At 71.4% G+C, this 20,723-nt stretch carries 21 protein-coding genes, 1 pseudogene and 1 riboswitch; of the genes and pseudogenes, 12 read left to right on the top strand and 10 right to left on the bottom strand.

Annotated elements, in window-relative coordinates; translation table 11 throughout:
• The first annotated feature begins 26 nt into the window (after positions 1–26).
• The 4 genes from murQ to AC3EQ1_RS08495 all read left to right on the top strand — a co-directional run bounded on the left by murQ (position 27) and on the right by AC3EQ1_RS08495 (position 4,451).
• On the top strand, positions 27–968 hold the full coding sequence (gene murQ / locus AC3EQ1_RS08510) for an N-acetylmuramic acid 6-phosphate etherase (RefSeq protein ID WP_432093683.1): 942 nt from the start codon (positions 27–29) through the stop codon (positions 966–968).
• Positions 969–1,417: 449 nt separating this feature from the next.
• Complete coding sequence (locus tag AC3EQ1_RS08505) at positions 1,418–3,043, top strand: PTS transporter subunit EIIC (RefSeq protein WP_432093682.1); 1,626 nt, start codon at positions 1,418–1,420, stop codon at positions 3,041–3,043.
• Between the two features lie 320 nt (positions 3,044–3,363).
• A complete protein-coding gene (locus AC3EQ1_RS08500; RefSeq protein ID WP_432093681.1) occupies positions 3,364–3,711 on the top strand; it encodes a PadR family transcriptional regulator in 348 nt (115 codons plus the stop codon).
• Positions 3,708–4,451, top strand: coding sequence for a hypothetical protein (locus AC3EQ1_RS08495; protein ID WP_432093680.1), 744 nt, complete (start codon positions 3,708–3,710; stop codon positions 4,449–4,451). Before AC3EQ1_RS08500 ends, AC3EQ1_RS08495 begins: the two co-directional genes overlap by 4 nt.
• Positions 4,452–4,565: 114 nt before the next feature.
• Here AC3EQ1_RS08495 and AC3EQ1_RS08490 read toward each other — a convergent pair whose 3' ends face one another.
• The 3 genes from AC3EQ1_RS08490 to AC3EQ1_RS08480 are packed head-to-tail and all read right to left on the bottom strand — an operon-like array spanning position 4,566 to position 5,256.
• On the bottom strand, positions 4,566–4,823 hold the full coding sequence (locus AC3EQ1_RS08490; RefSeq protein WP_432093679.1) for a DUF7848 domain-containing protein: 258 nt from the start codon (positions 4,821–4,823) through the stop codon (positions 4,566–4,568).
• The gene (locus tag AC3EQ1_RS08485) at positions 4,820–5,029 is read right to left on the bottom strand and encodes a hypothetical protein (protein ID WP_432093678.1); all 210 of its coding nucleotides are present in this window, start codon (positions 5,027–5,029) and stop codon (positions 4,820–4,822) included. The genes AC3EQ1_RS08490 and AC3EQ1_RS08485 overlap by 4 nt, the downstream gene beginning before the upstream one ends.
• On the bottom strand, positions 5,026–5,256 hold the full coding sequence (locus tag AC3EQ1_RS08480; RefSeq protein WP_432093677.1) for a hypothetical protein: 231 nt from the start codon (positions 5,254–5,256) through the stop codon (positions 5,026–5,028). The genes AC3EQ1_RS08485 and AC3EQ1_RS08480 overlap by 4 nt, the downstream gene beginning before the upstream one ends.
• Positions 5,257–5,373: 117 nt before the next feature.
• Here AC3EQ1_RS08480 and AC3EQ1_RS08475 point away from each other — a divergent pair.
• The 5 genes and pseudogenes from AC3EQ1_RS08475 to AC3EQ1_RS08455 form a co-directional block, all read left to right on the top strand.
• Positions 5,374–5,705, top strand: a pseudogene (locus tag AC3EQ1_RS08475) (helix-turn-helix domain-containing protein); the annotation flags it as partial.
• Between the two features lie 40 nt (positions 5,706–5,745).
• Complete coding sequence (locus AC3EQ1_RS08470; RefSeq protein ID WP_488187151.1) at positions 5,746–5,811, top strand: hypothetical protein; 66 nt, start codon at positions 5,746–5,748, stop codon at positions 5,809–5,811.
• Positions 5,812–6,047: 236 nt separating this feature from the next.
• The gene (locus tag AC3EQ1_RS08465; RefSeq protein ID WP_432093676.1) at positions 6,048–7,223 is read left to right on the top strand and encodes a MarR family transcriptional regulator; all 1,176 of its coding nucleotides are present in this window, start codon (positions 6,048–6,050) and stop codon (positions 7,221–7,223) included.
• A 55-nt stretch (positions 7,224–7,278) separates the two neighbouring features.
• Entirely contained in the window at positions 7,279–7,863 is a 585-nt protein-coding gene (locus AC3EQ1_RS08460; protein ID WP_432093675.1) for a Uma2 family endonuclease, read from the top strand.
• Between the two features lie 171 nt (positions 7,864–8,034).
• Complete coding sequence (locus tag AC3EQ1_RS08455; protein ID WP_432093674.1) at positions 8,035–8,817, top strand: VOC family protein; 783 nt, start codon at positions 8,035–8,037, stop codon at positions 8,815–8,817.
• Between the two features lie 182 nt (positions 8,818–8,999).
• Here AC3EQ1_RS08455 and groL read toward each other — a convergent pair whose 3' ends face one another.
• The 4 genes from groL to thrC form a co-directional block, all read right to left on the bottom strand.
• Positions 9,000–10,622, bottom strand: a complete 1,623-nt coding sequence (gene groL / locus AC3EQ1_RS08450) for a chaperonin GroEL (RefSeq protein ID WP_351514937.1) — start codon at positions 10,620–10,622, stop codon at positions 9,000–9,002.
• Positions 10,623–11,129: 507 nt separating this feature from the next.
• The gene (locus AC3EQ1_RS08445; protein ID WP_003986833.1) at positions 11,130–11,333 is read right to left on the bottom strand and encodes a cold-shock protein; all 204 of its coding nucleotides are present in this window, start codon (positions 11,331–11,333) and stop codon (positions 11,130–11,132) included.
• 414 nt (positions 11,334–11,747) lie between these two features.
• Positions 11,748–12,026, bottom strand: coding sequence for a MoaD/ThiS family protein (locus AC3EQ1_RS08440; RefSeq protein WP_351514935.1), 279 nt, complete (start codon positions 12,024–12,026; stop codon positions 11,748–11,750).
• Complete coding sequence (thrC, locus tag AC3EQ1_RS08435) at positions 12,023–13,339, bottom strand: threonine synthase (RefSeq protein ID WP_432093673.1); 1,317 nt, start codon at positions 13,337–13,339, stop codon at positions 12,023–12,025. The genes AC3EQ1_RS08440 and thrC overlap by 4 nt, the downstream gene beginning before the upstream one ends.
• A 17-nt stretch (positions 13,340–13,356) precedes the next feature.
• A riboswitch (SAM riboswitch) is annotated at positions 13,357–13,498 on the bottom strand.
• Positions 13,499–13,695: 197 nt separating this feature from the next.
• Here thrC and AC3EQ1_RS08430 point away from each other — a divergent pair.
• Together AC3EQ1_RS08430 and AC3EQ1_RS08425 are read left to right on the top strand one after the other, a co-directional pair.
• Positions 13,696–14,679, top strand: a complete 984-nt coding sequence (locus AC3EQ1_RS08430; RefSeq protein ID WP_432093672.1) for a glucosyl-3-phosphoglycerate synthase — start codon at positions 13,696–13,698, stop codon at positions 14,677–14,679.
• Positions 14,680–14,883: 204 nt separating this feature from the next.
• Positions 14,884–16,359, top strand: coding sequence for an alpha,alpha-trehalose-phosphate synthase (UDP-forming) (locus AC3EQ1_RS08425; protein WP_432093671.1), 1,476 nt, complete (start codon positions 14,884–14,886; stop codon positions 16,357–16,359).
• A 430-nt stretch (positions 16,360–16,789) separates the two neighbouring features.
• Here the strand turns inward: AC3EQ1_RS08425 and otsB are convergent, their stop codons facing one another.
• From otsB to AC3EQ1_RS08410, 3 genes are read right to left on the bottom strand one after another with little or no spacing between them, the layout of a single operon-like run.
• Positions 16,790–17,650, bottom strand: coding sequence for a trehalose-phosphatase (otsB, locus tag AC3EQ1_RS08420; RefSeq protein ID WP_432093670.1), 861 nt, complete (start codon positions 17,648–17,650; stop codon positions 16,790–16,792).
• A gap of 35 nt (positions 17,651–17,685) precedes the next feature.
• The gene (locus tag AC3EQ1_RS08415; RefSeq protein ID WP_351514928.1) at positions 17,686–17,919 is read right to left on the bottom strand and encodes a DUF3263 domain-containing protein; all 234 of its coding nucleotides are present in this window, start codon (positions 17,917–17,919) and stop codon (positions 17,686–17,688) included.
• A 19-nt stretch (positions 17,920–17,938) separates the two neighbouring features.
• The gene (locus tag AC3EQ1_RS08410; protein WP_432093669.1) at positions 17,939–19,162 is read right to left on the bottom strand and encodes an ABC transporter substrate-binding protein; all 1,224 of its coding nucleotides are present in this window, start codon (positions 19,160–19,162) and stop codon (positions 17,939–17,941) included.
• 251 nt (positions 19,163–19,413) lie between these two features.
• On the opposite strand from AC3EQ1_RS08410, the gene AC3EQ1_RS08405 reads away from it, so the two are divergent.
• Positions 19,414–20,340 carry an SIS domain-containing protein gene (locus AC3EQ1_RS08405; RefSeq protein ID WP_432093668.1) on the top strand — a complete coding sequence of 309 codons (927 nt, stop codon included), beginning with the start codon at positions 19,414–19,416 and terminating at the stop codon, positions 20,338–20,340.
• Positions 20,341–20,723 lie beyond the last annotated feature (383 nt).

Genomic DNA, 20,723 nt, shown 5'->3' with positions numbered 1-20,723 from the left:
TCTCACTTCCGGGAGAGAGCCACCCCATGACCTCGACCGCCGACTCCGCCCGGCTCAGAGCCGAGCTGGACAGCCTGACCACCGAGGCGTTCCGCAGCGAACTGGCCGACATCGACCGGCTGCCCACCCTCGACATCGCGAAGATCATGAACGGTGAGGACGTCACCGTCCCGGCCGCCGTCGCCGAACAGCTCCCCCGGATCGCCGCCGCGATCGACGCCGTCGCCGCCCGGATGGCCCAGGGCGGACGGCTGATCTACGCGGGCGCGGGCACCGCCGGACGGCTCGGGGTGCTCGACGCGAGCGAGTGCCCGCCGACGTTCAACACCGCTCCCACCCAGGTCCTCGGGCTGATCGCGGGCGGACCGGCCGCCCTGGTCACCTCCTCGGAGGGCGCGGAGGACGACGCGGAGCTGGCGGCCACGGACCTGGACTCCCTCGCGCTGGACCGGCTGGACACGGTCGTCGGCGTCTCCGCCTCCGGCCGCACCCCGTACGCCGTCGGCGCCGTCGGCTATGCCCGCTCCTGCGGCGCGCTGACGGTCGGGCTGGCCTGCAACACCGGTTCGCCGCTCGCCGACGCGGCGGACCACCCCATCGAGGTCGTCGTCGGCCCGGAGCTGGTCACCGGTTCGACGCGGCTCAAGGCCGGCACGGCGCAGAAGCTCGTGCTCAACATGATCTCGACGATCACCATGATCCGGCTGGGCAAGACCTACGGGAACCTGATGGTCGACGTCCGGGCCTCCAACGAGAAGCTGCGCGCCCGGTCCCGCCGGATCGTTTCTCTGGCCACCGGCGCGACCGAGGCAGAGATCGAGGCGGCGCTCACGGCGACCGACGGCGAGGTCAAGAACGCCATCCTCACCCTCCTCGGCGGCGTGGACGGCCCGGCCGCGGCCCGGCTGCTCCGGGAGGCCGACGGCCACCTCCGGACGGCCCTGCACGCGGCCCGGGGGACGGAGTGACCCCGGCCCGGGCCCCGCACCACCGGCCCCGGCCCCGCACCACCGGTCCGGGGCCGGCCACCGGGCCGGGACCCGTCCGGCACCCCGAACCCGCCACGCCCCGGACACCCGAACACCCAACCGCCTGAGCGCCTGAGCACCTGAGCACCTGACCGCGGCCACCTGACAGCGTGACAGCGTGACAGCGGTGGATCGTCCCCCAGGGCACCCGCCTTCCCCCGGGCCCCGCCCCAGATGCGACGGCCCGTCACACCCCGACGGCCCATCACACCCGCCCCACCGGCTCCACCACCCGCTCCACCACCGGCTCCCTCACCGAACCCACGGACACGTCACCACCCGTCGCACGGCACCCGCCCCGACCGCCGTGGACACCCAACCCCCCGCGAACCCCACCCTCCTGCCCGGCACTGCCCCCACAGCACTGCCCCGCACAGCAAGGCACCCACATGGCACCAGACCCGGACCAGTACCGCGCCATCGCCGCCGCGATCCTTCCGCTCGTCGGCGGTGCCCGGAACGTCACCTCCGTCGCCCACTGCATGACCCGGCTCCGCCTCGGGCTGGCCGACCGCACCCTCGTCGACGACGAGGCGCTCAGAGCCCTCCCCGGCGTCCTGGGCGTCGTCGAGGACGACACGTACCAGATCGTGCTCGGCCCGGGTGTGGTTGCCCGGGTGACACCGGTGTTCGAACAGCTCGTCGAAACCGGACGCAACGCCGACGCCGTGCGCACCGCCTGGACCGGCCAGGGCGGTGACCCCGGAGACCCACAGCCCGCCGCCCCGGGCCACGGCCCGGTCACCGCCGGAGAACTCGCCGACCGGGGCGCCGCGATGCGCGCGGACCGCAAACAGCGCAACGCCACCCCGGTCAAGCTGTTCCTGCGGCGCATCGCCAACATCTTCGTCCCGCTGATCCCCGCCCTCATCGGCTGCGGCATCGTCGCGGGCATCAACGGCCTGCTGACCAACCTCGTCAGCACCGGCCACGCCGCCTGGGCCACCTCCCTGGTGCCCGCGCTCGCCGTCATCGCCTCCGGCTTCATGTCGCTGATCGCGGTCTTCGTCGGCCTCAACACGGCCAAGGAGTTCGGCGGCACGCCCGTGCTCGGCGGCGCCGTCGCCGCGATCATCGTCTTCCCGGGCGTGGCGAACGTCAGCGCGTTCGGCCAGAAGCTGGCCCCCGGTCAGGGCGGGGTCCTGGGCGCCCTGGGCGCGGCGCTGCTCGCCGTCCAGGTGGAGAAGTGGTGCCGCCGCTGGGTGCCCGGGACGCTGGACGTGCTGATCACCCCGACCATTACCGTCCTGCTCTCCGGCCTCGTCACCCTCTTCGGGCTGATGTACCTGGCGGGCGAGGTGTCGACGGCGATCGGCTCCTTCGCCGGCCGGCTGCTGGGCGCGGGCGGCGGCGTCGCCGGGTTCGTCCTCGGCGGGCTCTTCCTGCCGCTGGTCATGCTCGGCCTGCACCAGGCGCTGATCCCGATCCACACGACCCTGATCCAGGAGCAGGGCTACACCGTGCTGCTCCCGGTCCTCGCCATGGCGGGCGCGGGCCAGGTCGGCGCCGCGGCCGCGGTCTACCTGCGGCTCCGCCGCAACACCTCGATCCGCACCACCATCCGCTCCGCCCTCCCCGCGGGCCTCCTCGGCGTGGGCGAGCCTCTGATCTACGGCGTCTCGCTGCCGCTCGGCCGCCCCTTCATCACCGCCTGCGTGGGCGGCGCGTTCGGCGGTGCCTTCGTCGGCGCGCTCAACCAGCTCGGCAACACGGTCGGCTCGACCGCCATCGGCCCCTCCGGCTGGGCCCTCTTCCCTCTCCTGGACGGCAACGGAGGCGCCGTGACAACCGTGGCCATCTACGCGGGCGGACTGCTCGTCGGCTATCTCGCCGGTTTCCTGATCACCTACTTCTTCGGCTTCAGCACCCAGATGCTGGACGAACTGAACGCCGACCCGGCGCAGCCGAAGCCCCTCGCCACCACCAACGACCCGGCCACCCCGCCCCCGGCCCCGGCCACCGCACGGCCCGCGTCCGACGACGGCCACGACGACTCACAGCGCCTGCGGACCTGACACCGCGTCCCCTGGCCCGCCGCAGTACCCAGCACAGCCGACCACGCGGCGGAGAAGTGCCGGGCCGCCGTCCGTCAGCAGTTGGCCGCCGCCCGGGCCCCGTCACGGCGCCCGACGACGAGAGAGCAACCCAGTCGTTGGGCGCCGGAGGGCCGGGGCGGGCCTTCGACGGCCGCTGCCACACGGTGACGAACCGGCCGACCTGCGTCGCGGCGCTCCCGGCTGCCCGGAACCGTCGGAAACCGCACCGGCTCCCACCGCATTACCTTGCACCGCACTAGCTTGCACCGCATGACTCGTGCTGTGTAAGGTACTGAGCCATGGAGGAGACATCCACTCCGCGCGCCCAGTGGCTGCGAGGGGTGCTGGACATGTGCCTGCTGGCCTTGATGGCGGAGGCCCCGGTCTACGGCTACGAGATGACCGTCCGGCTCGCCAAGGCCGGGCTCGATGTCGCGGACGGCTCGATCTACCCGGCGCTGGCGCGTCTGCGGAAGCGCGAGCTGGTCGAGATCGAGCGCCGCAGCGGGGACGGGGGGCCCGCCCGCACCTACTACCGGCCCAGCGAAGCAGGCCTGCGGATGCTCCAGTCGTGGAGCCGCGACTGGAGCGAATTCGCCACGAGCATCGGCTCCATCATCAGCCGAACCACGCGGGAGGAATCATGACGCTGACAGTTGAGGACGCGATACACCAGGCCACGGAGACGTGGAACCGCCTCGGAATCGAACAGGACGCGGCCGATGAAATGGCCGAAGAGCTGGCAGCCGACCTGACCGCCGCCGCCCTCGACGGCCGGTCGGTCACCGACTGCATCGGCGGTGACATCGACGCCATGGCCACCTCCTGGGCGGTCGAACGCGGTCTGCTGCCCACGCGCCCCCACCTGAAGGAGACCGCCACCGCGGCAGCCAAGGGCGCCGCCATCCCTGCGGTTGCCGCCATCATCCTCTGGCTGGCAGGAACACAGGGTGGCTTCCTCGACCGTGACAGCGAAGTAATGACCACGCAGCTGAACGGGCCCCCGGTGTGGGAGGTGCACCACTACCCCAATCCCGGCACTCCTTTGATGTGGGTGGGCTGGGGGGTGTGCCTGGTCGCCGCCTTCTTCCTGACCCGGCGCGCCGTGGCCGCAACGCTCCGGCGCCGACACGACCTCGCCCTGGACGAGACCATGCGGGCCATGACCAAGGCCCTTCCCCTCATCCTCGTGGCAGCGGCCCTGCTGGGCACCGCGATCAACTTCCTGGGCCTCTACGCGTTCGAGTATTTCCAGGGCATCGTCACCGTCGCGATCGGGCCGGTCGCCATGGTCGGCGCTGTCGCGGCCGGCGCCGCCTGGGTCCGAGACCGCACCTGCCCGCCCCTGAACGGGTCCCGGGTGAAGTACCGGACGCCGGGCGCCTGACAGCCGCTCGCACGCCGCGGCTCCCAACGATCGAGGGGTGCGGTCGCAAGCTCGGCCGACACCGTTCCTGAGCATCGCAAACGCCGTGCTCAGGTTCGGTACGCCAACAACCGCTCAGGCCCGTGGAGGCGACCGATCGGCCTCCATCCAGGCCCGCCAGGGCCGGGTGATCAGCTCCCGGTAGGAGCAGTGCGACGGATGGCGGCCCGCGTGCCGCAGCGACCAGTCCTGCGCCTCGGTGACTTCCTCACCCGTCAGCGACCGCTCACCGCACACCGCGCACTCCATCGCGAAGGTGAACGGCTCGGCGTCCGGTTCACGGTCGGGGGCCAGCGTCCACCGCTCCCGCCGGATCACGGTGTGCGCGCTCACGGGAACCTGCTCTCGCGGTTCAGCTCGGCGACCCGCGCCCGCAGCATGTCCGTGGGCCCCGCGGGCCGCAGCTCCTCGGGCGGACAGTCCCACTCCAGCCCGCCCCCGGGCGGCCTGAGCTGCACATACGGACCCTCGTGCCCCATGACCCGGCCGATCCGGTCCTCGCGCACGTCCACGACGTACGCGCCGGGTTCCGGGATCATGACCGCCGCTCCCGCAGTGCGGCCACCAGCTGCCGGGCCGTGGCGAGGTTGCAGCGCCCCAGGTCCACCAGCGGCGGAACGTCCCGCGCGGCCCACGAGACGGGGTCGACCCGCAGCGACGGCAGGACGACGCCCGCCTCACCCAGCTCGGCCCGCAGTTCTCCCAGCGTCTCTTCGACCATGTGTACGCCCTCGGTCGCCGCACACGGTTCTTCGTCTGCCGTCATCGATTCCCCTTCCACGCTGAGTATTGGTGTTCTCTACAAAGCGTGTTCATGCACGATTAGCCTGAACAGGGGTGAAAGCCCAACAAGTCCCTGTGCTTGACGAGGAGTCGAGTCATCATGCCCCCACGGAAGAAGCTGGATCCGTGCTCCTCCCCCCGCGCTCTCCTCGGCGCCGAGCTGCGCCACCAGCGCGAGAGGGCCGGTCTCACCCAGGATGAGCTGGGCAGACCGCTGTTCGTGAGCGGCTCTCGTTCATCGGCCGGCTCGAATCCGGGACCCGCCGCATGCACCCCGAGTACGCCCGGCAGATAGACGACCTCCTGAAGACGGACGGCTTCTTCGAACGCAACTGCGAGGCCGCGACGAAATCCCGCTATCCGGACCACTTCGCCGAGGCGGCGGAGGCGGAAGCGGTGGCGCAGACCATCAAGGAATACGCGCCCCCGCTCGCCCGTCCGGGACCCCAAGAACCCGGACGGCCCGGCGCTCGTGTTCCGGGCCGAAGCCTGGACCTCGTTCGTCCGAGCCGTGAAGGACGGGGAACTCCCCGCCTGAGCCCCGGGCTTCGGACTCCGGGCCTCGGAGTCCGAGCTCTCTTCCAGTGGAACGGGAGGGTGGATTACCACCCACCCTCCCTCCCAATCACCGCGCATACCAGGCGAGATCACGACTGGTGACCGGTTTGCCACGAACGGTTGCAACGCTCTAGCGTTCCCGCATCAAGAAACAACCCCCGCCGGTGTTACCAGCACCGAACGGGGGTCTGACCACAAGATCGAGAGACCGATCTCATGGCTATCGAGCACTTTAATGCGCCCCTGCCCACCCCCGCACACCCCACGGCCAACCGCGGCTATGGAAAGCGGGACGCGCCCGAACAACGCCCGCCCCGTGCGAACGACTTCGCACACCTGCCCAGGCGCGAGGCATCCGTGGCGGCATACCTCGACCGGCTCCCCGAAGGCGCGGACATCTCCGTCAAGACCCTGGCCAAGGTCCTGCCCGACCACGGCCAATGCGCCCTCCGAACCGTCCTGCGCCGCCTGTCGGAGGCCGGACACCTGCGCCGCGTCAACGAGCACGTCATCGGCGAGAACGGCAGCCCGCACTGGGTGACCCGCACCTACTTCTCCCGCACCCCGAGGGACGACACCTGGTGGGCGGCCTTCCGAACCGGAGAAGTCCCCCGGGAACAGCCCCACTCAGAGCAGCCACCGTGCCCGTCCACCCCGCACGCACCCCCGCACACGCCCCCTCCGCGCCCCCGTCAGCAGTCCCCCGAACCATCCTCGCCACCCTCCCGACAGGCGCAACCCGCACCGCCGTCGCCACCCTCCCGACAGCCGCCACCCGAACCACCACCGCCGCCCTCCGGCCAGCGGTTACCCGCACCTCCGCCACAGCCCACCCGCCAGCCCGCACCCGCACCCGCACCCGCACCCGCACCCGCACCCGCACCCGCACCCGCACCACAACGACCGCCCCGCAGCCGCGCGTACGACGCCCTGGCCACACTCGGCCGCACCGATCCGCGCCTGACCCTCTCGGCCGCCGACTGCGCGGCCCTCGAACCCCTGGCCACCGAGTGGCTGACCCGCGACCCGGACGAGTCCCGGCTCGTCAGCGCGTTGACGGCGGGGCTCCCACCACAGGTCCACAGCCCCGGCGCGTTCCTCCGCCGCCGCCTCACCGACAAGCTCCCACCCGAGCGCCCCGAGCCGCTCGGCCCCGCGCCCGACAACGCGCCGGGGAGCGCCCAGGCCCCTCGCCGCGCCCCCCTCCGCATCCTGGAATGCACGGTCTGCCGCGCCCCCGGCCACCCGGACGCCCTCCCCGGCGGCCTCTGCGCCACCTGCCGCGGCGAGGACCACCCACGCCACCCGCCCGGCCTGCCCCCCGACGAAGTCCACACCCACGTCCAACGCCTCCGCGCAGCCACCCGAACCCCGGAGAGGACCCGACGGTGACGGCACTCTCCGCCCCGGGCACCAGCGCACCTCGTCCTGCCCGGAAGGGAACGCCATGACATCGGAGAACACCGGAACCGACCGCGCACAGCTATCCGTCGAGGACTTCGAACAGCTCGCCCGGTCAGCCCCTGAGCCGACTGCCCTCGAATTCCTGGGCGGCAGACCGGTGACCAAACCCGGTCGCGACGGCACCCACGGATGCATCCTCATGTGGCTGCTCAAGCAGTGCCTGCAACAACGCCCCGGCCTGGCCCTCTACCCGGAGCAAGGCCTCAAGACGGAGCAGCACCGCAAGGGCCGCGCCCGCCCGGCCGGCTCACTGGCCCCGGAAGGCCACTTCGCGGGACAGGGAGAGTGGTCCGAACCCGAGGGGGTGCTCATGGCCGTCGATGTAACACCACATGCCCCCGAAACCGACCCCCGCTACCGGTCGGAAAAGCGCGACGGGTACGCCGCAGCCGACATCCCCGTCCACCTCCTGATCGACCGCGACGCCTGCACGGTCGCCGTCCACAGCGAGCCGGAAGGCGGAAAGTACCGCGGTCGGATGTCCTATCCGTACGGCGCCACCGTGGAAATCCCGGCACCGGTCGGGATCACCCTGGAGACCGAAAAACTCAAGGACTACACCCACTGACGGGACCCGAAAGACCACGTCGGCGCACCGTCTGCCACCCCCGCCCGGGTTCGCGCCGACGCCCCGGCGGCGTGCCGAGTGGCGTCCCGGGCCGTGCGTAGGGAGGGTGGCCGAGGGGGCTGCTTGCCCACCGGCCGCCCCGGGGCGACCGGTCTCTACCAGGAGGCACCGATGTCCGAAGTCACCGCCCCGTACCAGCCCGGCACCCCGTGCTGGATCGATCTCGTGGTCCCCGACCAGCAGGCCGCGCTGGACTTCTACGGCGAGTTGTTCGGCTGGGCCGGGGAGGTCGGCCCGGCCGAGACCGGCGGGTACGCCGTCTGCACCCTGCGCGGGAATCCGGTCGCCGGGATCATGTCCGCGCAGGCCATGGGCGACCAGCCCGCGCCGCCCCCGGTGTGGACCACCTACATCGCCTCGGCCGACGCCGACGCCACCGAGCGGGCCATCGGCTCCGGCGGCGGCAATGTCATGGTCCCCGCCATGGACGTGATGGACCTGGGCCGCATGCTGGTCGCGGCCGACCCGACGGGAGCCGTCTTCGGCGTCTGGGAGCCGAAGGAGTTCTTCGGTGCGGCCATCGTCAACGAGCCGGGCTCACTGATCTGGAACGAGCTCAACACCAGCGACGTCCAGGCGTCCACCGCCTTCCTCTCCAGCGCCCTCGGCATCGAGACCACACAGATGGAGGGCGCGGAGAGCTACTACGCGATCTCCGCCCAGGGACGTACCGTCGGCGGGCTCCAGCCGCTGAGCGACCAAATGCCGTCCGGCACGCCCTCGCACTGGCTCGCCTACTTCTCGGTGGAGGACGTGGACGGGACGGTGTCCAAGCTGTCCGCCGCCGGAGGCACAGTGCTCAAAGCGCCGTTCGACATGGTCGCCGGCCGGATGGCCGTCGTCGCCGACCCGCAGTCGGCGGCGTTCGCGGTCATCGCCCCGAAGCCGATGTGAGCCCCGAGCCCAGGCGAGCTGTGAAGCCCATGTGAGCCGGTGAAGCCCGGACGCTCCCGGAGAACGCGCTCCCCGAGGCTCCCCGAAACCGAGAACTGCCCGAGAAACGCCCGAGGGCGGCACCCGTGATGGGTGCCGCCCTCGGTCCGTACAGCTGTGAACAGCCGATCCGTCGAGACGGATCAGAAGTCCATGTCACCGCCCGGCATGCCGCCCGGAGCGGCCGCGGCGGCCTTCTCCGGCTTGTCGGCGATGACGGCCTCGGTGGTGAGGAAGAGCGCCGCGATGGAGGCGGCGTTCTGCAGCGCGGAGCGCGTGACCTTGGCCGGGTCGATGATGCCCTCGGCGACCAGGTCGACGTACTCGCCGGTCGCGGCGTTGAGGCCGTGACCCGGGGTCAGGTTGCGCACCTTCTCCACGACGACGCCGCCCTCGAGGCCGGCGTTGACCGCGATCTGCTTCAGCGGGGCCTCGAGCGCGAGCTTGACGGCCTGCGCACCGGTGGCCTCGTCGCCCTCGAGCTCGAGCTTCTCGAACACGGAGACGGTCTGCAGCAGGGCCACGCCACCACCGGCGACGATGCCCTCCTCGACGGCGGCCTTGGCGTTGCGCACCGCGTCCTCGATGCGGTGCTTGCGCTCCTTGAGCTCGACCTCGGTCGCGGCGCCGGCCTTGATGACGGCCACGCCGCCGGCCAGCTTCGCGAGGCGCTCCTGGAGCTTCTCGCGGTCGTAGTCCGAGTCCGAGTTCTCGATCTCGGCACGGATCTGGTTCACGCGGCCCTGGACCTGCTCGCTGTCACCGGCACCGTCGACGATGGTGGTCTCGTCCTTGGTGATGACGACCTTGCGGGCGCGGCCCAGCAGGTCGAGACCGGCGTTCTCCAGCTTGAGGCCGACCTCCTCGGAGATGACGGTGCCACCGGTGAGGATGGCGATGTCGCCGAGCATGGCCTTGCGGCGGTCACCGAAGCCCGGAGCCTTGACGGCGACGGACTTGAAGGTGCCACGGATCTTGTTGACGACCAGGGTGGACAGCGCCTCGCCCTCGACGTCCTCCGCGATGATCAGCAGCGGCTTGCCCGACTGCATGACCTTCTCCAGCAGCGGAAGGAGGTCCTTCACCGCGGAGATCTTGGAGTTGACGATCAGGATGTACGGGTCGTCGAGCGACGCCTCCATACGCTCCATGTCGGTGGCGAAGTAGGCGGAGATGTAGCCCTTGTCGAAGCGCATGCCCTCGGTGAGCTCGAGCTCGAGCCCGAAGGTCTGCGACTCCTCGACGGTGATGACGCCTTCCTTGCCGACCTTGTCCATCGCCTCGGCGATGAGCTCGCCGATCTGGGTGTCGGCGGCGGAGATGGAGGCGGTCGAAGCGATCTGCTCCTTGGTCTCCACGTCCTTGGCCTGCTCGAGCAGCTGGGCGGAGACGGCCTCGACGGCCTTCTCGATGCCGCGCTTGAGGGCCATCGGGTTGGCGCCCGCGGCAACGTTGCGGAGGCCCTCGCGGACCAGCGCCTGGGCGAGGACGGTCGCGGTCGTCGTGCCGTCACCGGCGACGTCGTCCGTCTTCTTCGCGACCTCCTTGACCAGCTCGGCGCCGATCTTCTCGTACGCGTCCTCGAGCTCGATCTCCTTGGCGATGGAGACACCATCGTTGGTGATCGTGGGGGCGCCCCACTTCTTCTCGAGGACGACGTTCCGGCCCTTGGGGCCGAGGGTCACCTTGACGGCGTCGGCGAGCTGGTTCATCCCGCGCTCGAGGCCGCGCCGCGCTTCCTCGTCGAACGCGATGATCTTGGCCATGTGAAGTGGTCCTCCCGGACGTCGGGGGTCCCTGGCACAGGGTGCAAGGGGCGGATTGCTCCGGACCGCGCTGGCGCCCGCGACGGACGACCTGCACACCTGGTGGTTTCCTTGTCCCACCCGGCCTGCGGGCCTCACCGACCCGGTCCTTCTGTCACTCTCAACGTCAGAGTGCTAACGCCAATGATTAGCACTCGACCCCCTCGAGTGCAAGCGCCCCAGAGGGCTCGATGGGGGGTGGCGGCCGGGCGACGGGTGGGCGCAAGCGCCCGCAGGGCTTCCATAAGGGGCGGCGGTCGGGCGACGGGTGGGCGCAAGCGCCCCGAAGGGGCTCGTGGAGGGCAATGGTCGGGTGACGGGCGGAAGCAGGCCCCGCAACAGCCCCCGGCGCGCCGCATCCCACACGGGGCGCCCCACCCCACAGAGGAAGCGCACCCGGCCCCACAACAGAAGCGGGCCCGCTCCCCGGGGGGAAGCGGGCCCTGCGCTGCAGTCAGTCGGCGCGTATCAGCCGGCTACACGGACCATGTCCGCCTGCGGCCCCTTCTGGCCCTGCGAGATCTCGAACTCGACCCGCTGGCCCTCCTCGAGGGTGCGGTAGCCGTCCATCTGAATCGCGCTGTAGTGCACGAAGACGTCCGCACCACCGTCGACCGCGATGAAGCCGTAGCCCTTCTCCGCGTTGAACCACTTGACGGTGCCCTGAGCCATCCCTAACTCCCCTATTACTGGCCCTTGCACAGGACCGCACTCCGCGGACCCGGGTCAGACCTCACCTCCCGACAGGTAGGAGGTGTGCGCCGTAACGCGTCGACCGCGGCTGAATGTATCCGCACAGATGCCCTCTGCAACAGGTCAAACGGACGAGAATTCTGAGCGGGGCCGCAGGGAGCTATCCCCTGAATCACCGTGAAGTCAGGACAACTTGGGTCAGACAAACGGGTGTCAACGCGACAAATCGCGCGCACACTTCGGGCACATCTTGTCGCGTTCTCATATGCGTTCGGCAGAGCTGCCGGTGGGGGATCGCTCAACTGTACCGCGATCAACCACACAGAATGGCCCCCTCCGTTTCTCTTACGGAAGGGGCCATTCCTATTTACGCAAGGTTCCTGCGTTTATGGTTCAGCAGCCGCCGGCGACCGCCGGAATGATCGAAACACCCGCGCCGTCCGGCGTGGCCGTCTCCAGGCCCTCGCTGAAACGCACGTCGTCGTCATTCACATAGACATTCACGAATCGACGCAGCTTGCCGGTGTCGTCGAGCACCCGGGCACCGATGCCCTGGTGGTTCTTCTCCAGGTCCGCGAGCACCTCGCCGAGAGTCGCGCCCTCGGCGGGCACCTCGGCCCGGCCGCCGGTGTACGTACGCAGGATCGTGGGGATTCGAACGTTGACGCTCATGCGAGGCCTGCCTCTCGGAACGAGTCAAGGGTGGGGCGGATGGTCGCGGACGGGCCCGTCGTCGGAGCCACGGCGTCCAGGGTCTTGAGGCCGTCACCGGTGTTCAGCACCACGGTCTCCTCGGCCGGGTCGATCCGCCCGGCCTCGATCAGCTTCCGCAGCACGCCCACCGTCACACCGCCCGCGGTCTCCGCGAAGATGCCCTCGGTGCGCGCCAGCAGCTTGATCGCGTCGACGACCTGCTCGTCGTTCACGTCCTCCACGGCGCCGCCGGTGCGGCGGCAGATGTCGAGCACGTACGGGCCGTCGGCCGGGTTGCCGATGGCGAGCGACTTGGCGATCGTGTCCGGCTTCACCGGGCGGACCACGTCGTGGCCGTCCTTGAAGGCCCGGGAGACCGGGGAGCAGCCCTCGGCCTGGGCGCCGAAGATCTTGTACGGCTTGTCCTCCACCAGACCGATGGCGATGAGCTCCTTCAGCGCCTTGTCGATCTTGGTGAGCTGGGAGCCGGAGGCGATCGGGATCACGATGTTGTCCGGGATCCGCCAGCCGAGCTGCTCGCAGATCTCGTACGCCAGCGTCTTCGAGCCCTCGCCGTAGTACGGGCGCAGGTTGACGTTGACGAAGCCCCAGCCCTCGCCGATCGGGTCGCCGATCAGCTCGCTGCAGAAGCGGTTGACGTCGTCGTACGTGCCCTCGATGCCGACCAGGTCGCCGCCGTAGACCGCGGCCATGACGACCTTGCCCGCCTCCAGGTCGTGCGGGATGAACACGCACGACCGGAAGCCGGAGCGGGCCGCCGCGGCGCCGACTGCGCCGGCCAGGTTGCCGGTGGAGGAGCAGGACAGTGTGGTGAAGCCGAAGGTGCGGGCCGCCTCCACCGCGATGGCGACCACCCGGTCCTTGAAGGAGTGCGTCGGGTTGCCCGAGTCGTCCTTCACGTGCAGACCGCCGGTGACGCCCAGCTCACGGGCGAGGTTGTCGGCCTGGACCAGCTTGGTGAAGCCCGGGTTCAGGTTCGGCTTGTCGGCGACGTCGGCGGGCACCGGCAGCAGCGGCGCGTAGCGCCAGATGTTGTCCGGACCGGCCTCGATGCGCTTCCGCAGGCCCTCGGGGTCGCCGCTCGGCAGGTCGTACGCGACCTCGAGCGGCCCGAAACACACCTCGCACGCGAAGATCGGGCCGAGGGCGAAACGCTCACCGCACTCGCGGCAGGACAGCGCGACGGCGGGGCCGAGAGCGACGGGGGCGGAACCGGAGGTGGCGTCCGGGGAATCCGCGGACGAAGTGGCGGTAGCAGCTTGCACAGCCATGGAGGCGAGGCCCTTTCTCCTCATCTTCCTCGCGACGGACTTCGCCACGAGACGGAATTGGCACCTTCCCGAGCCGGGAGCCTCGCGTCATGAGACGAGACCGGCCGGAGGGTTGCCGGGGCTTCAACGGGCCGTTCCCTCTGCCCCTCTGGATGAGCGGTATGGCGCCGGGCGGGGCCCGGTGCGTTTGTCCGCGGCAGGCCACCCCGACATGAAGTGGACTTCCGCGTTGTTCAAGACTGTAACCGACGGCCCCCACAGTTGAGATAGTCGTCCGAACCGCGAGACGGATCACACCGGGCCATCGCCCGCTCACCCGCGGGCCGCCCCGCGAACACACCAGGGAGACGAAACACGTGCTGGAAGAGGTGGAGCGCTGGCTGGAGCACCGCTCCTGGTCGGCCGCCGACCGGCCGCTGAGCCGGCTCCTCGCCGCGAAGCAGGCGGCAGGCCCGTCCGGAACGGTCAGCGTGGTGCTCCCCGCCCTCGACGAGGAGGCCACCATCGGGCCGATCGTCGAGACGGTCCGGCGCGAGCTGATGAGCCCGGAGGTCCCGCTCGTCGACGAGCTGGTCGTGATCGACTCCGGCTCCGCCGACCGTACCGCCGCGGTCGCCGCCGCCGCCGGAGCCCGCGTCGTCCACCGCGACACGGTGCTGCCCCGGCTGCCCGCCCTGCCCGGCAAGGGCGAGGTGCTGTGGCGCTCGCTGCTGGTCACCCGCGGCGAGATCGTCTGCTTCGTCGACGCCGACCTGCGCGACTTCTCGGCCCGCTTCGTCTCCGGCATCGTCGGGCCGCTGCTCACCGACCCGGGCCTGCACCTGGTCAAGGCCATGTACGACCGGCCGCTGGGCGACACCGGCGACCGCGGCGGCCGGGTCACCGAACTCGTCGCCCGCCCCCTGCTCAACCTGCACTGGCCGCGGCTCGCCGGCTTCGTGCAGCCCCTCGGCGGGGAGTACGCGGCCCGCCGCTCCCTGCTGGAGCAGCTGCCCTTCCCCGTCGGGTACGGGATCGAGCTGGGCATGCTGGTGGACGCGCTGGACCTCGCCGGGCTCGACGCGCTGGCCCAGGTCGACGTCGGCGTGCGGCGCCACCGCCACCAGGACGGGCAGGCGCTCGGCCGGATGGCCGCCACGATCTACCGCACGGCCCAGGCCCGGCTGGCCCGCGGCCACCTCGTACGGCCCGTGCTCACCCAGTTCGACCGGGGTGCGGAGGGCGGGTTCACACCGTCCGTGCACGAGGTGGCCGCCGAGGAACGCCCGCCGATGATCACCGTTCCGGAGTACCGGGAGGTGCGCGCCCGGGAGGCCGCGGGGCGGGGGCGGGTGGCCTGACCGGCGCGGCTCCCCGGGTCCGCGCTCCCGCGGGCCCTCGTGCGCTCCACAGGCGCACCGGAGCGCCTCCGGACGGGCGCTGTCGATGAGCGCTCCGTACATCCCCCCGCAACGCTCCGTACCTGCCTCCGGTGGGCTCCTCCGGGTGACAAACCGCCCCTGTCCGCACGTTTGAGCGGATCTTTCGCGGGCTAGGCTCGCGACATGGTCGCAGAGCAGGCTGCCGAGGTACTCGTCGCGTCCAACCGCGGCCCCGTCGCGTACACCCTCGCCGAGGACGGCTCCCTGACCGCCAAGCGCGGCGGCGGCGGGCTGGTCTCGGGGCTGAGCGCGATCGGATCCGAAACCGACGCGCTCTGGGTCTGCGCCGCCCTCGGCGACGGCGACCGCGAGGCGGTGCACCGCGCCGCGGGCGAGCTCGACCCGGCCGACTCCGGCGGCCGGCGGGTACGGATGCTCGACATCGACCCGGAGACCTTCGCCGCGGCGTACAACGGCATCGCGAACTCGGTGCTCTGGTTCGTCCACCACATGCTCTACCAGACCCCGCTGGAACCGGCCTTCGACGCCGAGTTCCGCGCCCAGTGGGCCGCCTACGAGCGCTACAACGAAGCGTTCGCCGAGGCGCTGGCCTCGGCGGCCGCCGAGGGCGCCGCCGTCCTCGTGCAGGACTACCACCTGTGCCTGGTCCCCGGCATGCTCCGGGAACGCCGCCCCGACCTGCGGATCGGCCACTTCTCCCACACGCCCTGGGCGCCCGTGGACTACTTCCGGCTGCTCCCCGACGACATCGCCGCCCAGCTGCTGCGCGGCATCCTCGGCGCCGACCGGGCCGCGTTCCTGACCCGCCGCTGGGCCCGCGCGTTCTCGGTGAGCTGCGCCGAGGTCCTGACCGGCAGCACCGTCGAGCCCGGCGGCCCGTCCGACGTCTCGGCGGTCGTGCACGACGGCCGGACCACCCGGCTCGGGGTGCACGGGCTCGGCGCCGACGCGGACTTCCTGCTGGAGCGCTCGCACCGCCCCGACGTGGAGGAACGGCTCGCCGGCCTGCGCGAACAGATCGGCCGGAGCGACGGCGAGGCCCGCAAGGTGATCGTCCGGGTCGACCGCACCGAGCTGTCCAAGAACATCGTCCGCGGACTGCACGCGTACCGCCGGCTCCTCGACGACCACCCCGAGTGGCACGGCCGGGTCGTGCACCTCGCCTTCGCCTACCCCTCCCGGCAGGACCTCGCCGTCTACCGCGACTACACCGCCGAGGTGCGGCGGGTCGCCGACGGGATCAACGCCGGCTTCGGCACGAAGGGCTGGCAGCCGGTCGTCCTCCACGTGAAGGACGACTTCGCCCGCTCCCTGGCCGCGTACCGGCTGGCCGACGTCGCCCTGGTCAACCCGATCCGCGACGGCATGAACCTGGTGGCCAAGGAGGTGCCGGTCGTCTCCGACGAGGGCTGCGCGCTGGTGCTGTCGCGGGAGGCGGGGGCGTACGAGGAGCTGGGCGAGGCGGCGACGGTGGTGAATCCGTACGACGTGACGGGGACGGCGCGGGCGCTGCACCGGGCGCTGTCGATGCCGCGGGGGGAGCGGGCGGAGCGGACGAAGCGGCTGGCTGCCGCGGCTACGGCGTTGCCGCCGGAGCGGTGGTTCCTGGATCAGTTGGCGGCGTTGCGGGAGGGGTGAGGGGCGGGTCGGGGCCGAACACTGGCGTTGGCGGGGGTGCGGGGTGCGGGGTGCCTTGCCAGGCGGGGGTTCGGGCGCGGGTGCTACGTGCGCGGGCGGGTGCCGGGGCCTCCGGGGTGGGGGGTTCCGGAACGTATATTTACGGCCCTGGGGGCCACAAATACACGGAAGTTTCCGGAACCCCCCACCCCTGCGGCCCCGTCACCCTCACATCTCGTCGGCGGCTGACCGACATCCGTGCCTGGGCAGGAGGCATCGCCATCCAGAGGGTGGGCGGGCGGCCCCGTCACCCTCACGTCTCGTCCACGGCTGACCGACATCCGTGCCTGGGCAAGGAGCGTCCAGACGGTGGGCGGGTCCGTCGGCTTCACCTTCGTTGACGGTCGATGTTTGTCGATGAATGACCGAGCCTGCGAAGACCGGGGGCTGTTCACCGGTTCCGGATGGTGTTTGCCAGGGTGGTCATCAGGGTGACCACGCCCGCGGGGCCGTCGACTACGAGGTCCGCGCGTTGGGCCAGTTCGTCGGCGCCCTCGCCCGAGGTGGCGGCGCTGCAGACCAGGAGGCCGGGGAGGCCCTCGGAGCGGAGTTTTTCCACGGCGCCGAAGGCCGCGAGGTCGCCCAGGTCGTCGCCGGCGTAGAGGACCGCGCCGGCGCCGGACCGGCGCAGGTACTCCTCCAGGGCCACGCCCTTGTCCATGCCCGGCGGGCGGAGTTCCAGGACCAGACGGCCCGGTTCGACGACCAGGCCGTGCCGCTCGGCCAGGGCGTACAGGGGCTCGCGCAGGGATTCGAACGCTCCCTGCGGGTCCGCGGCGCGGCGGGTGTGGACCGCGATGGCGCGGCCCTTGTCCTCCACGAAGGTGCCGGGCCAGCCGCCGTTGCGGTCGAGTACGCCCGGGAGTTCCGCCTGGACGGCGGCGACTCCGGGGTGCGGGGCGGGGGCGTGGACCTGGCCGGTCACCGCGTCCCAGCGTTCGGCGCCGTAGTGGCCGAGCACCACCAGGTGCTCCAGACCCGGCACGCCCGCGAAGCCGCCGTGCCGTACGGCGACCCCGGCCGGGCGGCCGGTGATCACTACGGCCGACTGGAGCAGCGGTGCCAGGTGGGAGAGGGCGGGGACGGCGTCCGGGTGGGCGCGGGCCCGGTCCGGGTCGGGCACGATCGGCGCCAGCGTGCCGTCGAAATCGAGTGCCACCACAGCCCGTTCGGGCCGCTCGAGCAGCGCGGCGAGGCCGTCGCGTCCGGCGGGGGTGGCAGGGGTCGGCAGGGAATCCGGGATGCTGCCCATGGGCCCGACCCTACCGGGGCCGGGCCCTGTGCGGGTCAGCGATTGCGGCGACGGGACTCGCGGACCCGGCGCAGCCGGTTGACCGTCACCGGGTCGTGCGCGAGGGCCCGCGGGTCGTCCAGCAGGGCGTTCAGGAGCTGGTAGTAGCGGGTCGGGGACATCCCCAGCTGCTCCCGCACCGCGCGCTCCTTGGCACCCGGGCCCGGCCAGGTCCTGCGCTCCATGGCCAGGACGGCACGGTCCCGGTCGGACAGGCTCTGCTCCTCCATGGCCCCAATCTAACCGGGGCTACTCGGAGGCGTTCTCCATCGTGTCGGCGTCGCGCTGGAGCGCGCCGAGCACGCTGGACGGATTGCCGTTCGGCTCGACGACGGTGCCGATGGAGCCCTTGAGCCGCTTGACGACCGGACCCCAGGACCGCTTGCTCACCGGGTAGAACTCGGCGGTGGGCAGCTGGTCGAGGAACTCCCAGAGGTCCTTGTTCTTCCGGTCGGCGCGCATCGCCTCGGACGCCGAGGTGGTGACCGGCAGCAGGTCGTAGCGGTCCGCGAACTTCAGGACGTTGTCCTGGCTGTAGGCGAAGTCGAGGAACTTGCCGACCGGCTCGCGGTGGCCCTTCTGCTTGAACGCCATCATCCAGTCGGCCACGCCGGTGGTCGCCTCGGACTCGCCGTTCTTGCCGGGCAGCGGCGCCATGCCGTACTTCACGTGCTTGGCCCGGGCCTGCTGCATCAGCGTGGGGTGGCCGTTGAGCATGCCGACCTCGCCGCGGGTGAAGCCGTTGAAGACCTCCTGGCGGTTGGTCCGGCCGGGGTCGGCGTTGGTCAGGCCCTTGCCGACCATCTCGTCGCGCAGCCACGCGAACGTGCTGATGTTCTCGGGCGAACCGATCGTGTAGTTGCCGATGTTGTCGGTGTAGCCACCGCCACCGCTCAGCATCCAGTTGAGCGTCTCGGCCTGCGGCTCCTCCTTGCCCAGCGGCAGCCCGTACGGGGACTCGACCCCGGCCCGCTTCAGCGCCTGGGCGTCCTGCTGGAGCTGGCTCCAGGTCTTCGGCGGTGCGGTGATACCGGCCTTGGCGAACAGCTTCTTGTTGTAGAAGAGCACCCGCGTGCTGGAGACGAACGGCAGCCCGTACTGCACCCGGTGGAGCTCGCCCGCCTTCGAGAGACCGGGCAGGAAGTCGGCCTGGGTGGGGATGGAGAGCAGCTGGTCCGCGCTGTACAGCTTGCCCTGGGCCGCGTAGTCCGCGTACGCGCCGATCTGGGCGATGTCCGGGGCGTCGCCCCGCTTGACCATCTCGGCGACCTTGCGGTCCACGTCGTTCCAGCTGTAGACCTCGACGTCGACCTCGACCTCGTCGTGCTTGGCCTCGAACTCGCGGGCCAGCTCGTCCCAGTACTTCTTGGAGCTGTTGGCCGACGAGTCCCCGTAGTCGGCCGCGACGAGCTTGATCGTCACATCGTCGCCGACCGCGCTCTCGCCTCCGCAGCCCGAAAGCGTGAGGGCCATGGCCATCGTGGTGCCTGTCGCTATGAGGCCCAAATACCGCCGCTGCACTGCGGATACCACCTTTGTTCCTGAATCTTTCGTACCGCGGGGCTCCCCCGGCCCGGCGCGGGGCGCGGATCTCCGTCGGCGCGCCCCCCACAAGGTCTACACCACCGGATGTTCCGCTTCCGCAGCGCCCTTCCCTCTGTCAGCTCAGGACTGCTATCCACGAGGCGGACCCGAGTTCACTCCGCTTCGAAGGAGCACCGACCATGCCCGCAGCAGAGGAGTCCCGCACCGCGGCCGAGACGGCCACCCAACCCGCCTGCTGGCGCCGAGCGGTGCCGGCCGCGGCGAGGGCGGAGGGCCTGCCACGCCCGGGGGAACGGGTCGCGGTGACCGGCTGCGGCACGTCGTGGTTCATGGCGCAGGCCTACGCGGCGCTGCGCGAACAGGCGGGCCAGGGCGAGACGGACGCCTTCGCCTCCTCCGAATTCCCGGCGGACCGCCGCTACGACCGGGTCGTGGCGATCACCCGTTCGGGCACCACGACCGAGGTCCTGACCCTGCTGTCGGCCCTCCGCGGCCGCACCCCCACCACCGCCCTCACGGCCGACCCGAAGACTCCGGTCATGGACAGCGCCGACGCCGTCACCGTCCTGGACTGGGCGGACGAGGAGTCGGTCGTCCAGACCCGCTTCGCCACCACGGCGCTGGCCTTCCTCCGGGCCGGCCTGGAAGGTCACGGCCTGCCCCCCGGCGTGAAGCCCGTCACCGAGGCCGCCGCGGACGCGGAGCTCGCCATCACCCAGCCCCTGCCGGCCGCGGTGCTCGGCGCCGAGCAGTGGACCTTCCTGGGTCGCGGCTGGACGTACGGCCTGGCCCAGGAGGCCGCCCTCAAGATGCGCGAGGCGGCCCGGGCCTGGACCGAGGCGTACCCGGCGATGGAGTACCGGCACGGCCCCATCTCCATCACCGGCCCCAACCGGGTGGCCTGGATCTTCGGCGAACTCCCCGAGGGCCTCTCCGGCGAGGTGGGCCGGATCGGCGGCACCCTGATCGCCGACTCGGACGGCGGTCTCGACCCGATGGCGGACCTGATCCGCGCCCAGCGCCTGGCGGTCGCGGTGGCGGAGTCCAAGGGCCACAACCCGGACCACCCCCGCAACCTCACGCGCAGCGTGATCCTCACCGACTGACCCGAACGAGGACGGCCGCCACTACGCCACATGGTCGGGCCCGGAAGAGGCCGCAGGACAGCTCCGCACGCCGAGCGGCTAACAGCGCGGGGCCACGAGGCAAGGGACGGGCTGGGCCGCGAGGCGACTGCGAACGCAAAGAGTGGGGCCACGGAAGCTCGGCGGGTGCGAGGGCGCGGGTGCCACCGGCTCGACCTGCACGTCAGGTCCACCGGGCCAGGCAAGGACGGCGGCGCAACACAACGGACCGGTGGTCCGGACGCAAGGGGGTGGGGCACACGGCTGGGTGAACGCAAGGTACGGCCGCAGGCGCTGGGTGAACGCAACGGGGCGGGGCCGCAGGGCCGGGTGAGCGCAAGGGGGTGGGGGCGCAGGGGTGGGGG

It is taken from the genome of Streptomyces sp. bgisy100 (assembly GCF_057709105.1).
Note: the sequence above shows the minus strand (reverse complement) of the source record. Positions and strands in the feature narration are given on the sequence as shown.

What these genes read in the sequence shown, in the direction of transcription:
- AC3EQ1_RS08495 (WP_432093680.1), top strand. Translation starts at nt 3,708, where the DNA reads ATGACGCTGACAGTTGAGGACGCGATACACCAGGCCACGGAGACGTGG.
- AC3EQ1_RS08410 (WP_432093669.1), bottom strand. Translation starts at nt 19,162, where the DNA reads ATGGCCCTCACGCTTTCGGGCTGCGGAGGCGAGAGCGCGGTCGGCGAC.
- thrC (WP_432093673.1), bottom strand. Translation starts at nt 13,339, where the DNA reads ATGGCTGTGCAAGCTGCTACCGCCACTTCGTCCGCGGATTCCCCGGAC.
- AC3EQ1_RS08485 (WP_432093678.1), bottom strand. Translation starts at nt 5,029, where the DNA reads ATGATCCCGGAACCCGGCGCGTACGTCGTGGACGTGCGCGAGGACCGG.
- murQ (WP_432093683.1), top strand. Translation starts at nt 27, where the DNA reads ATGACCTCGACCGCCGACTCCGCCCGGCTCAGAGCCGAGCTGGACAGC.
- AC3EQ1_RS08465 (WP_432093676.1), top strand. Translation starts at nt 6,048, where the DNA reads ATGGCTATCGAGCACTTTAATGCGCCCCTGCCCACCCCCGCACACCCC.
- AC3EQ1_RS08500 (WP_432093681.1), top strand. Translation starts at nt 3,364, where the DNA reads ATGGAGGAGACATCCACTCCGCGCGCCCAGTGGCTGCGAGGGGTGCTG.
- AC3EQ1_RS08480 (WP_432093677.1), bottom strand. Translation starts at nt 5,256, where the DNA reads ATGACGGCAGACGAAGAACCGTGTGCGGCGACCGAGGGCGTACACATG.
- otsB (WP_432093670.1), bottom strand. Translation starts at nt 17,650, where the DNA reads ATGGGCAGCATCCCGGATTCCCTGCCGACCCCTGCCACCCCCGCCGGA.
- AC3EQ1_RS08460 (WP_432093675.1), top strand. Translation starts at nt 7,279, where the DNA reads ATGACATCGGAGAACACCGGAACCGACCGCGCACAGCTATCCGTCGAG.
- AC3EQ1_RS08445 (WP_003986833.1), bottom strand. Translation starts at nt 11,333, where the DNA reads ATGGCTCAGGGCACCGTCAAGTGGTTCAACGCGGAGAAGGGCTACGGC.
- AC3EQ1_RS08415 (WP_351514928.1), bottom strand. Translation starts at nt 17,919, where the DNA reads ATGGAGGAGCAGAGCCTGTCCGACCGGGACCGTGCCGTCCTGGCCATG.
- AC3EQ1_RS08425 (WP_432093671.1), top strand. Translation starts at nt 14,884, where the DNA reads ATGGTCGCAGAGCAGGCTGCCGAGGTACTCGTCGCGTCCAACCGCGGC.
- groL (WP_351514937.1), bottom strand. Translation starts at nt 10,622, where the DNA reads ATGGCCAAGATCATCGCGTTCGACGAGGAAGCGCGGCGCGGCCTCGAG.
- AC3EQ1_RS08505 (WP_432093682.1), top strand. Translation starts at nt 1,418, where the DNA reads ATGGCACCAGACCCGGACCAGTACCGCGCCATCGCCGCCGCGATCCTT.
- AC3EQ1_RS08440 (WP_351514935.1), bottom strand. Translation starts at nt 12,026, where the DNA reads ATGAGCGTCAACGTTCGAATCCCCACGATCCTGCGTACGTACACCGGC.
- AC3EQ1_RS08405 (WP_432093668.1), top strand. Translation starts at nt 19,414, where the DNA reads ATGCCCGCAGCAGAGGAGTCCCGCACCGCGGCCGAGACGGCCACCCAA.
- AC3EQ1_RS08455 (WP_432093674.1), top strand. Translation starts at nt 8,035, where the DNA reads ATGTCCGAAGTCACCGCCCCGTACCAGCCCGGCACCCCGTGCTGGATC.